The 15,179-nt window shown below is 69.6% G+C and carries 9 protein-coding genes; 6 read left to right on the top strand and 3 right to left on the bottom strand.

The features are described from left to right. Nucleotides 1-297: 297 nt before the first annotated feature. Nucleotides 298-1,818 carry a M4 family metallopeptidase gene (locus ABT004_RS32750; RefSeq protein ID WP_451193734.1) on the top strand — a complete coding sequence of 507 codons (1,521 nt, stop codon included), beginning with the start codon at nucleotides 298-300 and terminating at the stop codon, nucleotides 1,816-1,818. A gap of 20 nt (nucleotides 1,819-1,838) precedes the next feature. Here the strand turns inward: ABT004_RS32750 and glgP are convergent, their stop codons facing one another. The 3 genes from glgP to ABT004_RS32735 all read right to left on the bottom strand — a co-directional run bounded on the left by glgP (nucleotide 1,839) and on the right by ABT004_RS32735 (nucleotide 5,841). Further along, on the bottom strand, nucleotides 1,839-4,496 hold the full coding sequence (gene glgP, locus ABT004_RS32745; protein ID WP_351344146.1) for an alpha-glucan family phosphorylase: 2,658 nt from the start codon (nucleotides 4,494-4,496) through the stop codon (nucleotides 1,839-1,841). Between the two features lie 158 nt (nucleotides 4,497-4,654). Next, the gene (locus ABT004_RS32740; protein WP_351344143.1) at nucleotides 4,655-5,128 is read right to left on the bottom strand and encodes a hypothetical protein; all 474 of its coding nucleotides are present in this window, start codon (nucleotides 5,126-5,128) and stop codon (nucleotides 4,655-4,657) included. A gap of 140 nt (nucleotides 5,129-5,268) precedes the next feature. Next, the gene (locus tag ABT004_RS32735) at nucleotides 5,269-5,841 is read right to left on the bottom strand and encodes a maltokinase N-terminal cap-like domain-containing protein (RefSeq protein WP_351344140.1); all 573 of its coding nucleotides are present in this window, start codon (nucleotides 5,839-5,841) and stop codon (nucleotides 5,269-5,271) included. Between the two features lie 227 nt (nucleotides 5,842-6,068). Between ABT004_RS32735 and ABT004_RS32730 the strand changes: the two genes are divergently transcribed. The 5 genes from ABT004_RS32730 to glgB all read left to right on the top strand — a co-directional run. Then, a complete protein-coding gene (locus ABT004_RS32730; RefSeq protein ID WP_351344137.1) occupies nucleotides 6,069-7,286 on the top strand; it encodes a S8 family peptidase in 1,218 nt (405 codons plus the stop codon). A 214-nt stretch (nucleotides 7,287-7,500) separates the two neighbouring features. After that, nucleotides 7,501-9,567, top strand: a complete 2,067-nt coding sequence (locus tag ABT004_RS32725; RefSeq protein ID WP_351344134.1) for an alpha-1,4-glucan--maltose-1-phosphate maltosyltransferase — start codon at nucleotides 7,501-7,503, stop codon at nucleotides 9,565-9,567. 47 nt (nucleotides 9,568-9,614) lie between these two features. Further along, the gene (treS, locus tag ABT004_RS32720) at nucleotides 9,615-11,327 is read left to right on the top strand and encodes a maltose alpha-D-glucosyltransferase (RefSeq protein ID WP_351344131.1); all 1,713 of its coding nucleotides are present in this window, start codon (nucleotides 9,615-9,617) and stop codon (nucleotides 11,325-11,327) included. Between the two features lie 76 nt (nucleotides 11,328-11,403). Next, nucleotides 11,404-12,765, top strand: a complete 1,362-nt coding sequence (locus tag ABT004_RS32715; protein WP_351344128.1) for a maltokinase N-terminal cap-like domain-containing protein — start codon at nucleotides 11,404-11,406, stop codon at nucleotides 12,763-12,765. 147 nt (nucleotides 12,766-12,912) lie between these two features. Then, nucleotides 12,913-15,179, top strand: a 2,267-nt coding sequence (glgB, locus tag ABT004_RS32710) for a 1,4-alpha-glucan branching enzyme (RefSeq protein ID WP_351344125.1), incomplete at its 3' end; no start/stop codon positions are given.

The following is a 15,179-nucleotide window of genomic DNA, read 5'->3' as shown; positions in this document are numbered from 1 at the left end:
GGCCTAGCACCTCGCCCCTCAGTACACGGGTTAAAACACCTGTTCAATTCTGACGTCCACGACCACCGCACCCCACCCAGTGGCCGGCCCGGGCCGGGGTTCAACTCCCCGGCGCGGCGCGCTCGTTCATGCGTTGTTCGCAATGCGACCGTCAGTTTTCGCTCAACGAACGAATTCCGGCCAAACTCCGATCACGTACATGACATTCCCGGTCATCAACTGCCACAGTCTTCCCGCACAACCCGTACTACCCGCACGGCAAAGCTCACCCCCCACATCACACAAGGAGCTTTCTTCGTGACTCCCCACGCATCTGGCCACATATCCCGCCACACGACCCGCCGCACAACGCTTGCCGTCGCCACGGCAGTTGCCGCCGGCGCGCTGCTGGCCGGCTCGCTCGGCACGACCGGCGCCGCCGCCGACACCTCCACGCTCTCGGCCACGGCGAAGGAGTTGAAGCTCGGCTCCAAGGAGAAGCTCGTCGTCCGCGACGTGGTCGAGGACCGCGACGGCACGACCCACACCCGCTACGACCGCACGTACGACGGCCTCCCCGTGCTCGGCGGCGACCTCGTCGTCCACGAGACGAAGGCGGGCAAGCAGGAGGGCGTCACCCGCGCGACGTCCAAGTCCATCGACGTGGCGACCAGCGGCGTCTCCCTCAAGGCCGCCCCGTCCGGCGCCCGGAAGGTCGTCTGGGCCGCCTCCGGCACCCCGAGACTCGCGTACGACAAGGTCGTCACGTCGACGAAGAAGGACGGCACGCCGAGCCGGCTGCACGTCATCACGGACGCCAAGACCGGCAAGAAGATCTTCGAGTACGACGAGATCCGCACCGGCACGGGCGAGTCCCAGTACAGCGGCAGCGTCGACATCGGGACGAGCGGCTCCGGCTCCGAGTTCTCCCTCACGGACGCCGAACGCGGCGGCCACTCCACGTACGACCTCGAGCACGGCGAGTCCGGCAAGGGCACGCTGTTCACCGACGCCGACGACAAGTGGGGCGACGGCACGAACAACGACGCGGCCACCGCCGGCGTCGACGCCGCCTACGGCGCACAGGTCACCTGGGACTACTACAAGTCGGTGCACGGCCGCAGCGGAATCAACGGCGACGGCAAGGGCGCGTACTCGCGGGTCCACTACGGCAACGACTACTCCAACGCCTTCTGGGACGACAGCTGCTTCTGCATGACGTACGGCGACGGCGAGGGCAACAAGAACCCCCTCACCTCGCTCGACGTGGCCGCGCACGAGATGAGCCACGGCGTCACGTCGGCGACCGCGAACCTCGTCTACAGCGGCGAGTCCGGCGGCCTCAACGAGGCGACGTCCGACATCTTCGGCACGTCCGTCGAGTTCTACGCCAAGAACAGCAAGGACGTCGGCGACTACCTCATCGGCGAGCAGATCGACATCAACGGCGACGGCACCCCGCTGCGCTACATGGACAAGCCGAGCAAGGACGGCAGCTCGCTCGACGCCTGGAAGTCGGACGCGGGCGACGTCGACGTCCACTACTCGTCGGGCATCGCGAACCACTTCTTCTACCTGCTCAGCGAGGGCAGCGGCAAGAAGACCATCAACGGCGTCGACTACGACTCCCCGACGTCCGACGGCTCCACGGTCACCGGGATCGGCCGCGACAAGGCCGAGCAGATCTGGTTCAAGGCGCTGACGACGTACTTCACGTCGAACACCGACTACGCGGCGGCGCGCACCGGCACGCTGGACGCCGCCAAGGACCTGTACGGGGCGGACTCGGCGGAGTCCAAGGCCGTGGCGGCCGCCTGGTCGGGCGTCAACGTCAAGTAGCGCTCACCGCCACGTAGGACTCACCGCAGCAACACCCCGCCGCCCTCGCCCGCTTCCTGCGAAGGCACCGTCACGAGCCCCGTCTCCGCCGCCGAAGCGAGCAGCGGATGCGCGGGCAGCACCCGGACGGTGTAGCCGTAGGGTCCACTGCGGTCGAGGGCGAGCGGTCCCTCGTACGCCCAGCGGCCCTCGGCGTCCGGGCCACCGACGGGCTTCAGCGGCACCGTCGTCGGTTCGGTGATCCGGTCCTCGGTGTCGACGCGCCCCGCGACGGCCTGCACCTCGACGTCGTCGGGCCCCAACTCGCCGAGGGCGACGCGGACATGGAGGCCGAGGGTGGCACCCAGTTCGGTGCTTCCCGTCGAGGCCTCCACATGGTCGACCGTGACGCGCGGCCAGGCGGCGCGGACCCGTGCCTTCCACGCGGCGAGGTCCCGGGCGGCGTCCGCGTCCAGCGAGCGGGCCGACGCGGCGGCCGGGGCGTACAGCTGGTCCACGTACGCGCGGACCATGCGGCCCGCGAGGAGCTTCGGGCCGAGGTGGGTGAGGGTCCGGCGGACCATCTCGATCCAGCGGTCGGGCAGCCCCTCGGGGCCCCGCTCGTAGAAGCGCGGCGTCACCCTGCGCTCCAGGAGGTCGTACAGCGCGGCCGCCTCCAGGTCGTCGCGCCGGTGCTCGTCGGTGGTGATGGGGTCTCCCCTGCTCGAACGTAGTTGAGAGCTTGGGGAAGCGTCGGCCGTCGGGATCGCCCAGCCGTAGTCGGGCGCGAACCATTCGTCCCACCAACCGTCCAGGACGGACAGGTTGAGGCAGCCGTTGAGGGCCGCCTTCATGCCGGACGTGCCGCAGGCCTCCAGCGGGCGCAGCGGATTGTTCAGCCACACGTCGCAGCCGGGGTAGAGCTTCTGCGCCATCGCCATCCCGTAGTCGGGCAGGAAGACGATGCGGTGCCGCACCCTCGGGTCGTCGGTGAACCGCACCAGCTCCTGCACGAGCCGCTTGCCACCGTCGTCCGCCGGGTGCGCCTTGCCCGCGACGACGATCTGGATCGGCCGCTCCTCGTCGAGCAGCAGCCGCATCAGTCGGTCCGGATCGCGCAGCATCAGCGTGAGCCGCTTGTACGAGGGCACGCGCCGGGCGAAGCCGATGGTGAGCACGTCGGGGTCCAACACGCCGTCGATCCAGCCGAGTTCGGCCGCGCCCGCGCCGCGCTGCCGCCAGGAGGCGGCGAGCCGCTCGCGCACCTCGTCGACGAGCTGGCGGCGCAGTTCGCCGCGCAGCTCCCAGATGTCCCGGTCGGGGATCTCGCCGACGGCGTCCCAGCGGTCCGAGCCGCCGACCGACAGGGCGTCCTCGGTGCGCCGCTCCCCGATCTGCCGCGCGCCGAGCCGGTACACCTCGGGGGCGACCCACGTCGGGGCGTGCACGCCGTTGGTCACGGAGGCGATCGGCACCTCCTCGACGTCGAATCCCGGCCAAAGACCGGCGAACATGTCCCGGCTGACGGACCCGTGCAGCGTGGAGACGCCGTTGGCGCGCTGCGCGAGCCGCAGCCCCATCACCGCCATGTTGAAGACGTTCGGGTCGCCGCCCGCGTACGTCTCCATGCCGAGGCCGAGGATGCGCTGCACGTCGAGACCCGGCAGCTCGGCCGCCGCGCCGAAGTGGCGGGCGACGAGCTCCCGGTCGAAGCGGTCGATTCCGGCGGGGACGGGGGTGTGCGTGGTGAAGACGGCGCCCGCCCGCACCGCTTCGAGCGCCGAGTCGAAGTCCGCGCCCTGCTCGGCGAGTTCGGCGATCCGTTCCAGACCGAGGAACCCGGCGTGCCCCTCGTTGGTGTGGAAGACCTCGGGCGCCGGATGCCCGGTGAGCCGGCAGTACGCGCGTACGGCGCGCACCCCGCCGATCCCGAGCAGCATCTCCTGCAACAGCCGGTGCTCGCTGCCGCCGCCGTAGAGCCGGTCGGTCACATCCCGTTCGCGGGCGTCGTTCTCCTCGACGTCCGAGTCGAGAAGGAGCAGCGGCACCCGCCCCACCTGCGCCTGCCACACCCGCGCGAGCAGCCGCCGCCCGCCGGGCAGCGCGAGCGCGAGGTGCACGGGGCTGCCGTCGGGCTCCCGCAGCAGGGCGAGCGGCAGCTCGTTCGGGTCGGTGACCGGGTACGTCTCCTGCTGCCAGCCGTCCCGCGAGAGCGACTGCCGGAAGTAGCCGTGCCGGTACAGCAGCCCTACGCCGATCAGCGGCGCCCCGAGGTCGCTCGCGGCCTTGAGGTGGTCACCGGCGAGGATCCCGAGGCCGCCCGAGTACTGCGGAAGCGCCGCCGTGATGCCGAACTCGGGCGAGAAGTAGGCGATACCGGAAGGGAGTTGGGACTGCCGTGCCCGCTCCTGGTACCAGCGGTCGTCGTGCAGATAGCCGCGCAGATCGTCGGCGACCCCGCTCAGCCTCGCGAGGAATTCCTCGTCGCCCGCGAGCCGGGCGAGCCGCTCGGGCGGTACGCCGCCGAGCAGCCGCAGCGGATCACCGCCGGTTCCGGCCCAGCGACCGGCGTCCACCGAGGCGAACAGGTCACGGGTCCCGGCATGCCACGACCAGCGGAGATTGCGCGCCAACTCGTGCAGCGGGGCGAGGGGTTCGGGCAGGACCGGGCGGACGGTGAATCGACGAATGGCCTTCACGTGCTCACCTCTGCGGTTGCGCGTCGGATGCCTGAGTCGTGCCCCCGACGGTAGCCGCCCGGCCACGGCGCGGGACAGGGCGCCGAAACGCGTACGGCGGTCGGGGCGCGCGCGGCGCGCGCCCCGACCGCCGTACGTTCCGGGCCCGGGGGCCGGTGTCAGGCGATGGCCGCACCGGTGCCGCGCGCCCCACCGATGTAGTCGGTGAGTCCCGCGTCGTCGTACACCTCGATGTCGACGGGGGTGCCCCTGGTCAGGTGGAAGTCCTTCACGAGGAAGTCCACGGGAGCCTCGCTGCCGGGTGCGGCGTACGTGCCCAGGTTGTGCGTGACACCGTTCGTCGTGGAGGAGACGTGCACGTAGAACGTGTCGCCGTCGTTGCGGGTGTCGTACACCCGCAGTTGCTGCGTCTCCGGCTGGAACTCCACCTCACCGAGGCGGGAACCGTTCTGCGTCAGCGCCACGTCGGCGCCGACGCTGCCGCCCGCGGCCTGCCGGTAGGTGACCGCCGCGTCGGGGTTGGGGTCGTAGGCCGCGGCCGGTGCGGCCGCGGCGCCGAGCAGCGCGCCCACCGTGAGGGCCGCTCCCGTGAAGATGCGTGCCAGCCGTCGCGGACGTCGGGTCGCTGTCATGCGTGTTGTCCCCCAGATCAAAAAACCACATCCAAACCATTCGGACGTCGGTACGGGAAGTTGCCGCCATAGGTCATCGGCAACCTGCCCACGATGTCAGATTTCATGATCACCCAGAGGCACGCAACGCCCAGAGGTCGTCAGCCGGCACGGACCACCACGAAAACCCCACGGACCCGCCGCTCGTCCTCCGCGGCCCATTCGGCGGACACCTCGCCGACGGCGTCGTCGGGAGCCTTCGCCCCGGCCTCCAGGACGCGCACGATCTCGGGCCGTACGTCGTCGGCGGTGATCCGGGCGTGCACGGTCGGGTCGAGCGCCCCGTCGACGCTCTGTGCGTGCGCACGCACTTCGCCCTTCAGCAGGGCGGTCAACTCCCTTACGAGCAGCGGGTCCTTGGCCCCGTCGTACACCCAGCGCGCACCGAGCACGCCGTGCTCCAGGGTGCCGATGAGCGCGTCGTCCGCGGCGCCCTCCAGTGGGGCCCCGCGGTAGGCCATCGGCACGTGGTACGTCACCGGCTCGGGGCCCGAGACATCCGTCGCGGCCATGAACTCGAGGCCGACCTCCCCGGCCGGATCATCGAGCCGGAACCCGCCGGCCTTGGTCAGCTCCGGGGCACCGGTGCCCTGGTACCAGGGCTGCTTCGGCAGCCAGTCGGCGAGGAGTTCGAGCTTGGTGGGCGTGAGTGTGGTGCGGTGAATGATCGACACCGCTTCATCATCGGACGTCGCCGTGCGCCACGCCAGGGAATTGCGCGATCCGCGGGACCGACCGAAAACCCCGTACGGAGACCGAAAAACGCCGCAACTCAAACGCACATCCCTCACGACCGATATGGCCGATTCCGCCACCTCGTACCTCCTTGTGGTGCTTCACACCACACGAGAGGCTGCCAATTGGCGTGACATCGCGCCGAGTTGAGGAGGGGAACTCATCCATGGCAGGGACCGTGCGAGTGACGCGAAAGCGACGGACGCGCTGGGCCGGTGGGCTCACCGCGGTCGCCACGGTCGCGATGCTTTCGGCCATCACGCTGCCCGCGGACGCCGCCCCCGCACAGGGACGGATATTCGGCGCCGGGGAGCCGGGCGCCATAGCGGGCAGCTACATAGTGACACTGAAGGGGGACACGAAGGCCCCGTCCACCGCGGGCAAGGACCTCGCGGAGAAGTACGGGGCGGAAATACGCCACACCTACAGCCGGGCGCTCAACGGCTACGCGGTGACCCTCGGCGCGGGTCAGGCCAAGCGGCTGGCGGCCGACGGCAACGTCGCGTCGGTCGTCCAGGACTCCCAGGTCACCATGGAACACACCCAGAAGAACCCGCCGTCGTGGGGCCTGGACCGCATCGACCAGAGCGATCTGCCGCTCGACAAGTCGTACACCTGGCCCGAGTCCGCGGGCGCCGGCGTGCACGTCTACGTCATCGACACCGGCATCCGCGCCACCCACCGCGACTTCGGCGGCCGGGCCACGAGCGGCTGGGACTTCGTCGACAACGACTCGACCGCCCAGGACGGCAACGGGCACGGCACCCATGTCGCCGGGACCGTCGCGGGCGAGCAGTACGGCGTCGCCAAACAGGCCGACGTGGTCGGCGTGCGCGTGCTCGACAACGACGGGTCCGGCACGACGGCACAGGTGCTCGCGGGCATCGACTGGGTGACGAAGCACGCCCAGCGGCCCGCCGTGGCGAACCTGAGCCTCGGCGGCTACGCGAACGCCCAACTCGACGCCGCCGTACGGAACTCCATCGCCTCCGGCGTCACCTACACGGTGGCCGCGGGCAACGACAACATGCCCGCGGAGCTGTACTCGCCGGCCCGCGTCAAGGAAGCGATCACCGTCGGCGCGAGCGACAAGAAGGACGCGCGTGCGAGCTTCTCCAATTGGGGTACTCGCCTCGACCTGTTCGCCCCCGGCGTGGACATCACGTCCGCCTCGTACATGAGCGACTCGGGGAAGGCCACCTTCTCCGGCACGTCCATGGCGTCACCGCACGTCGCGGGCGCGGCCGCGCTGTACCTCGCCGACCACGCGACGGCGTCGCCCGCCGAGGTGAGCAAGGCACTGACCGAACGTGCCGCGACCGGCAAGGTGACGGGCGCGGGACTCGGCTCACCCAACAAGCTGCTTCAGGTCAACAACCCGTAGGAGGAGGTGAGTTCATGACCCGGTCCCGTCGTTTTCGGCGGGACCGGTCTTATGTGTTCCCTTACGCGCCAGTAGTGGCGAGTACTTGGTACTACACGGATTGCCCGTCGATGGAGCGTGGAAGGCTCCACCGGTACGCCGCACGGCTTCACCGCACGGCCCTCTCCCCGAATCTCGTTTCCGCACCCCCGATCCCCCGCGGACAGGAGCGGTCATGCCCGCAAAGCGATCCCCTTCGCACGCCTCGCGCACGTCCCGTACGCCTCGCTCACCTCGTACGCCCCCCAAACCGCGGGCCACCACGGGCCGCATCCCGATCCGCGACGTACGCCCCGTCGTCGAGCACGGCCGACGCCCCGCAAAGGCCGTGGTCGGCGAGACCTTCCTGGTCACGGCCACCGTGTTCCGCGAGGGGCACGACGCCGTCGCCGCGAACGTCGTGCTGCGCGGCCCGGACGGCGAGCCGGGCCCCTGGACACCGATGCGCGAGCTGGCCCCCGGCACCGACCGCTGGGGCGCCGAGGTCACCCCGGACGCGGCAGGGCGCTGGACCTACCGGGTCGAGGCGTGGGGCGACCCCGTGGCGACGTGGCGGCACACCGCGAAGGTCAAGATCCCGGCGGGCATCGACACCGAACTCGTCCTGGAGGAGGGCGCGTTGCTCCACGAACGCGCCGCGAAGAGCGTCCCCGCGCCGCTGCGCGAAGCGGTCGCGCGGGCCGCTGCCGCACTCCGCGACACCACACGCGCGGCCCCCACCCGGCTCGCCGCGGCGCTCGCCCCCGAGGTCCAGCGGGCCCTCGCCCGCCACCCTCTGCGCGAACTCGTCACGCGCAGCGGGAAGTTGCCGCTCATGGTGGAGCGGGAGCGGGCGTTGTTCGGGTCCTGGTACGAGTTCTTCCCGCGGTCCGAGGGTGCCGTCGTGAAGCCGGGCGTGCGGCCGGTGAGTGGGACGTTCCGTACGGCGGCGCGGCGGCTTCCGGCCATTGCGGCGATGGGCTTCGACGTGGTGTATCTGCCGCCCGTGCACCCCATCGGCAGCACGTTCCGCAAGGGGCCGAACAACTCGCTGTCGCCCGGCCCGGATGACGTGGGGGTGCCATGGGCGATCGGTTCGCACGAGGGCGGTCACGACGCGCTCCATCCGGACCTGGGCACCTTCGAGGACTTCGACCATTTCGTGGACCGGGCGCGGGAGTTGGGCATGGAGGTGGCCCTCGACTTCGCGTTGCAGTGCTCGCCGGATCATCCGTGGGTGCAGAAGCATCCGGACTGGTTCCAGCACCGTGCGGACGGCACGATCGCGTATGCGGAGAATCCGCCGAAGAAGTACCAGGACATCTTCCCGCTCGCCTTCGACCAGGACATGCCGGGCCTGATCGCGGAGACGGTCCGGATCCTGCGGCTGTGGATGGGGCACGGGGTGCGGATCTTCCGGGTCGACAATCCGCACACCAAGCCGGTGGTCTTCTGGGAGCAGGTGATCGCGGACATCAACGGCAGCGACCCGGACGTGATCTTCCTGGCGGAGGCGTTCACCCGGCCCGCGATGATGCACACTCTGGCGGCGGTCGGCTTCCAGCAGTCGTACACGTACTTCACCTGGCGCAATTCGAAGCAGGAACTCACCGCTTACGCCCGCGAGTTGGCCGGGGAGTCGGCCGCGTACATGCGTCCGAACTTCTTCGTGAACACCCCGGACATCCTGCACGCGTTCTTGCAGGACGGCGGCCGTCCCGCGTTCGAGCTGCGTGCCGTGCTCGCCGCGACGCTCTCGCCCACCTGGGGTGTCTACAGCGGGTACGAACTGTGCGAGAACACCCCGCTGCGGGCGGGGAGCGAGGAGTATCTCCACTCCGAGAAGTATCAACTCCGCCCGCGGGACTGGGAGTCGGCCGAGCGGGAGGGCCGCACGATCGCCCCGCTGATCACCGCGCTGAACGCGATCCGGCGCCGCAACCCGGCGCTGCGCACCCTGCGCGACGTGCACTTCCACGAGGCCGATCAGGACGCGGTGCTCGTGTACTCGAAGACCGCCACCACCGCACAGGGCTCGAACACGGTTCTGGTGGTCGTGAACCTCGACCCGCACCACACCCAGGAGGCGACAGTGTCGTTGGACATGCCACGCCTGGGGCTCGACTGGCACGCATCCGTGCCGGTGCGCGACGAACTCACCGGCGACACCTATCACTGGAGCAGGACGAACTATGTGCGCCTAGAGCCGGGCCGCACGCCCGCGCACATCCTCGTCCTCCCGTCACCGTCCACGCCGCGATGAACTCACCGGCACGGACGGGACATGGGATTCGGAGGGTCACCCACACCATGATGATGAATGAGCCCGTCCCGGACACCTTCGAGGACACCCCTGCGAAGGACCGGGACCCGGATTGGTTCAAGCGCGCGGTCTTCTACGAAGTGCTGGTCCGTTCCTTCCAGGACAGCAACGGCGACGGCGTCGGAGATCTGAAGGGCATCACGGCGAAGCTGGACTACCTCCAGTGGCTCGGCGTCGACTGCCTCTGGCTCCCGCCGTTCTTCAAGTCCCCGCTCAAGGACGGTGGTTACGACGTCTCGGACTACACCTCGGTGCTCCCCGAGTTCGGCGACCTGGCGGACTTCGTGGAGTTCGTGGACGCGGCGCACCAGCGCGGGATGCGCGTGATCATCGACTTCGTCATGAACCACACGAGTGATCAGCACGAGTGGTTCCAGCAGTCGCGCTCCGATCCCGAAGGCCCCTACGGCGACTACTACGTGTGGGCCGACGACGACAAGCAGTACGCGGACGCCCGGATCATCTTCGTGGACACCGAGGCCTCGAACTGGACCTTCGACCCGGTCCGCAAGCAGTACTTCTGGCACCGCTTCTTCTCCCACCAGCCCGACCTCAACTACGAGAACCCGGCCGTCCAGGAGGAGATCCTGGCCGCCCTGCGCTTCTGGCTCGACCTGGGCATCGACGGCTTCCGCCTGGACGCGGTCCCCTACCTGTACGCCGAGGAGGGCACCAACTGCGAGAACCTCCCGGCCTCCCACGCCTTCCTCAAACGGGTCCGCAAGGAGATCGACGCCCAGTACCCCGACGTCGTCCTGCTCGCGGAGGCCAACCAGTGGCCCGAGGACGTCGTCGACTACTTCGGCGCACCCGACACCGGCGGCGACGAATGCCACATGGCGTTCCACTTCCCGGTGATGCCAAGGATCTTCATGGCGGTCCGCCGCGAATCCCGCTACCCGGTCTCGGAGATCCTCGCCAAGACGCCACCGATCCCGGACGGCTGCCAGTGGGGCATCTTCCTGCGCAACCACGACGAGCTCACCCTCGAGATGGTCACCGACGAGGAACGCGACTACATGTACGCGGAGTACGCCAAGGACCCGCGGATGCGCGCCAACATCGGCATCCGCCGCCGCCTCGCGACCCTCCTGGACAACGACCGCAACCAGATCGAACTCTTCACCGCGCTCCTCCTGTCGCTGCCCGGCACGCCGATCCTCTACTACGGCGACGAGATCGGCATGGGCGACAACATCTGGCTCGGCGACCGCGACGCCGTCCGCACGCCGATGCAGTGGACCCCGGACCGCAACGCCGGCTTCTCATCGAGCGACCCGGGAAGGCTGTTCCTGCCCACGATCATGGATCCGGTCTACGGCTACCAGGTCACCAACGTGGAGGCGTCGATGTCCTCCCCGTCGTCCCTGCTGCACTGGACCCGCCGCATGATCGAGATCCGCAAACAGAACCCCGCCTTCGGCCTCGGCTCCTACACCGAACTCCCCTCCTCCAACCCGGCGGTACTCGCCTTCCTGCGCGAGGCCCCCGCGACCGAGGACGGAGGGGACGACCTGGTCCTGTGCGTGCACAACTTCTCCCGCTTCGCGCAGCCCACCGAGCTGGACCTCCAGTCGTTCAACGGACGACACCCGGTGGAACTGATCGGCGGGGTGCGTTTCCCGGCCATCGGCGAACTGCCGTACCTCCTGACACTGGCGGGACACGGCTTCTACTGGTTCCGTCTCCGCAAGGACTGACGACCGACTCCGCGAGGACTGACACCGACACACCTGGGCACTCTCCACAAATACATCGGGGAAAGGACACGACGCCATGTCGGAAGCCGCAACCCGGCCCGCCGCCCCGACGGCCGGAGAATCCGAACTGCTCATGTCGCTCGATCCGTTGCTGCGTGAATGGCTGCCCCGCCAGCGCTGGTTCGCCGGCAAGGGCCGCCCGGTCACCGGCTTCACCCTGGACGCCGTCACCGAACTGCTGCCGGACGCCGCCCTGTTGCACCTCCTCGTCCGCGCCCACCAGCCACCGGCCGACGAGGAGGGGACCGGCGACCGCTACCAACTGCTCATCGGCACCACCGAGGCCCCGGCACCGCACCTCGCGCCCGCGGTGATCGGCCACATCACGCGCGGCCCGCTCGCGGGACGCACCGCGTACGAGGCGCTCCAGGACCCGCGCCACAGCGCGGTCCTCCTGGAACGGCTCCGAATACCCGGCGCGCTCGGCGCCCTCCGCTTCCACCGCGGCCCGCACGGCGAGGTCCCACGCGACCTCGCGCCCCGCCCCCTTACGGCGGAGCAGTCCAACTCCTCGGTCGTGTACGGCGATACGCTCATCGCCAAGCTGTTCCGCCGGGTCGCCCCCGGCCTCAACCCCGACCTCGAACTCCCGCTGGCCCTGGCCCGCGAGGGCTGCGACCGAGTGCCGGCGCCGGTCGCCTGGTTCGAGACGGCCGGTACGCACCCCGCCGAACCCGCGACCCTCGGCATCCTCCAGCCCTTCCTCAGAGGCGCGGCCGACGGCTGGGACCTCGCCCTCAAGCACGTCACCAACCAGCAGGACTTCACCGCTCAGGCCCGCGATCTCGGCCGCGCCACCGCCGAGGTGCACACGGCCCTGGCCCGCGCGCTGCCCACGGTCACGTACACGCGCGCCCACACCGAGCAGCTCGCCGAGTCGATGACGCGCCGCCTGGAGACGACGGCCCGACAGGTCCCCGCACTCCTCCCCCACGTACCCGGCTTACGCTCCACCTTCGACGCGCTCGCCCGGCTCGGCACCGACGGCCGCACCTGGCAGGCCCAGCGGATCCACGGCGACCTGCACCTGGGCCAGTGCCTGCGTTCGCCGTCCGGCCACTGGCACCTGATCGACTTCGAGGGCGAACCGTCCCGCCCCCTCCCGGAACGCCGCCTGCCGCACCCCGTCCACCGCGACATCGCCGGCATGCTCCGCTCCTTCGACTACGCGTACCCGGGTACGGATTGGTCCCTGTCCTGCCGCACCGCGTACTGCACCGGCTACGCGGAGGTGACGGGCACCGACCCCCGCAGCACCCCACTCCTCCTCCGCGCCTACGAAACGGACAAGGCCATCTACGAGGCCCTGTACGAGGCCCGCCACAGGCCGGACTGGCTCGAGGTCCCGTTGACAGCACTAAGCCGATTGGCTGGATAAGGGGCGCGGGGAACTGCGCAATCTTTTGGGGGGCAAGGGGGCGCAGCCCCCAGGACCGGGACGGGAAGGGGAGGAGGGGGCGACCTCCAAGTACGGCACCACACGAGACCCGCACGCACACACGAGGCACCCAAGGAGGCCCCCACCGTGACCCCCGGCCCGACGACACCCCCGGCCCCCGTCCCCCCGGACGACCGCACACGGCTGCTGCACGCAACCCACCACGACCCCCACGGAGTGCTCGGCGCACACCCCACCCCCACCGGCACCGCCATCCGCACCTGGCGCCCCTACGCCCAACACGTATCCGTCACCACCCCGGAGGGCCTGCACGCCGAACTCCACGACGACGGCGACGGATTCTTCACCGCCCTGCTCCAACTCCGCGAGATCCCAACCGCGTACGAACTGGAGATCACGTACGCCGAGACGACCCAACGGATCGCGGACTCCTACTCCCTCCTCCCCTCCCTCGGCGACCTCGACCTGCACCTGATGGCCGAGGGCCGCCACGAACAGCTCTGGACGGCACTCGGCGCACACCCGATGCAGCACCAGGGCATCCAGGGCACCCGCTTCACGGTGTGGGCGCCCAACGCCCGGGGCATCCGCATCGTCGGCACCTTCAACTACTGGGACGGCGCCGCCCACACCATGCGCTCGCTCGGCTCATCGGGCATCTGGGAACTCTTCGTCCCCGACATCGGCGAGGGCGAACTCTACAAATTCGAGATCACCCGCCCCGACGGCAGCAAGACGATGCGCGCCGACCCGCTCGCCACGCGCACAGAGGAGCCCCCGGCCAACTCCTCCGTCATCCACGCCTCGCACTACACGTGGCAGGACGAGGCCTGGCTGGAGCACCGCGCCGCCCACCCCGTCCACGCCTCACCGTTCTCGGCATACGAGGTGCACCTGCCGTCCTGGCGCCCCGGCCTCACCTACCGCCAACTCGCCGACCAACTCCCCACCTACGTATCGGACTTGGGCTTCACCCACGTCGAGTTCCTGCCCGTGGCCGAACACCCCTTCGGCGGCTCCTGGGGCTACCAGGTCACCGGCTTCTACGCCCCCACCGCCCGCCTGGGCACCCCCGACGACTTCAAACACCTCATCGACACCCTCCACCAGGCCGGCATCGGCGTCCTCATGGACTGGGTCCCCGCCCACTTCCCCCGCGACGACTGGGCCCTGGCCGAATTCGACGGCAAACCCCTCTACGAACACGAAGACCCCCTGCGCGCCGCACACCCCGACTGGGGCACCCTCGAATTCGACTACGGCCGCAAAGAAGTCCGCAACTTCCTCGTCGCCAACGCCCTCTACTGGTGCCAGGAATTCCACATCGACGGCCTGCGCGTCGACGCCGTCGCCTCCATGCTCTACCTCGACTACTCCCGCGAAAACGGCCAGTGGACCCCGAACCGGTTCGGCGGTCGCGAAAACCTCGACGCCGTCGCCTTCCTCCAGGAAATGAACGCCACCCTCTACCGGCAGGTACCCGGCGTGGTCACCATCGCCGAGGAGTCGACGGCCTGGGACGGCGTCACCCGCGCCACCCACCACGAAGGCCCGACAGGCTTCGGCGGCCTCGGCTTCGGCCTCAAATGGAACATGGGCTGGATGCACGACTCCCTCGACTACATGAGCCACGAACCCGTACACCGCAAGTTCCACCACAACGAGATGACGTTCTCCATGGTGTACGCCTACAGCGAGAACTACGTCCTGCCCATCTCCCACGACGAAGTCGTCCACGGCAAACGCTCACTCGTCTCCAAAATGCCCGGCGACTGGTGGCAACAACGCGCCAACCACCGCGCCTACCTCGCCTTTATGTGGGCCCACCCCGGCAAACAACTCCTCTTCATGGGCCAGGAATTCGCACAAGGCGCCGAATGGTCCGAAGCCCACGGCCCCGACTGGTGGCTCCTCGACCCCGCGTACGCCGCCGAGCCCGACCACCGCGGCGTCCGCGACCTCGTACGGGACCTCAACACGCTGTACCGCGAGTCCCCCGCCCTCTGGGAACAGGACACCGACCCGGCCGGCTTCTCCTGGATCGCCGGCGACGCATCGGAGGACAACGTCTTCGCCTTCCTCCGCCACGCGTCCGACGGCACCCCGCTCCTGTCGGTCTCGAACTTCTCCCCGGTGGTCCGCCACGAATACCGCCTGGGTGTCCCCGACTCCGTACCGACCTGGCACGAAACCCTCAACACGGACGACGCACGCTACGGCGGCAGCGACGTAACAACCCGCGACCCACTCAAACCATCCGCCGACCCAGGCCACGGCCACCCCACAAGCCTCACCCTGAAGCTCCCACCCCTGGCAACCCTCTGGCTCACGCCGAGCCCCGCCGATTTCCAGCCCCTCCGGCGTTTGAGGAGCGGGGGTCCGGGGGCGGAGAG

The sequence above is a fragment of the Streptomyces sp. NPDC002790 genome (assembly GCF_040295505.1).
In the GTDB taxonomy this organism is placed as follows: domain Bacteria; phylum Actinomycetota; class Actinomycetes; order Streptomycetales; family Streptomycetaceae; genus Streptomyces.
Note: the sequence above shows the minus strand (reverse complement) of the source record. Positions and strands in the feature narration are given on the sequence as shown.

What these genes read in the sequence shown, in the direction of transcription:
- ABT004_RS32715 (WP_351344128.1), top strand. Translation starts at nt 11,404, where the DNA reads ATGTCGGAAGCCGCAACCCGGCCCGCCGCCCCGACGGCCGGAGAATCC.
- treS (WP_351344131.1), top strand. Translation starts at nt 9,615, where the DNA reads ATGATGATGAATGAGCCCGTCCCGGACACCTTCGAGGACACCCCTGCG.
- ABT004_RS32730 (WP_351344137.1), top strand. Translation starts at nt 6,069, where the DNA reads ATGGCAGGGACCGTGCGAGTGACGCGAAAGCGACGGACGCGCTGGGCC.
- ABT004_RS32725 (WP_351344134.1), top strand. Translation starts at nt 7,501, where the DNA reads ATGCCCGCAAAGCGATCCCCTTCGCACGCCTCGCGCACGTCCCGTACG.
- ABT004_RS32740 (WP_351344143.1), bottom strand. Translation starts at nt 5,128, where the DNA reads ATGACAGCGACCCGACGTCCGCGACGGCTGGCACGCATCTTCACGGGA.